Source organism: Methylobacterium nigriterrae, from assembly GCF_037106235.1.
GTDB classification, from domain to species: Bacteria; Pseudomonadota; Alphaproteobacteria; order Rhizobiales; family Beijerinckiaceae; genus Methylobacterium; species Methylobacterium nigriterrae.
The window spans coordinates 1-264 of sequence record NZ_JBAWTG010000954.1 but is presented as its reverse complement, the minus strand read 5'-3'; the positions used below and the strand labels follow the sequence as shown (position 1 = coordinate 264).

Below are 264 nucleotides of genomic sequence, written 5' to 3'. Positions count from 1 at the left end.
GGCGGCTGTTTGCGGCCCGCGCCTAGGCGCGCACCGGCCAGAAGGAGCAGCTGCGCGATCGCATCGCCCAGCTCGATCAGCAGATCGCCGGCCTCAACGACAAGATCAAGGCCAATGCCAGCCAGACCGCCTTCATCACGCAGGAGCTCAAGGTCATCCGCGAGCTCTGGCAGAAGAACCTCGTGCCGATCTCGCGCAGGCCCAGCCTCGAGCGCGACGCGGCCCGCATCGAGGGCGAGCGCGGCAGCCAGATCTCCTCGATCG

General features: G+C 68.2%; 1 pseudogene. It reads left to right on the top strand.

The features are described 5' to 3' along the window. Positions 1 to 50: 50 nt before the first annotated feature. Positions 51 to 264: pseudogene (locus tag WDW90_RS41315) on the top strand (HlyD family type I secretion periplasmic adaptor subunit); the annotation flags it as partial.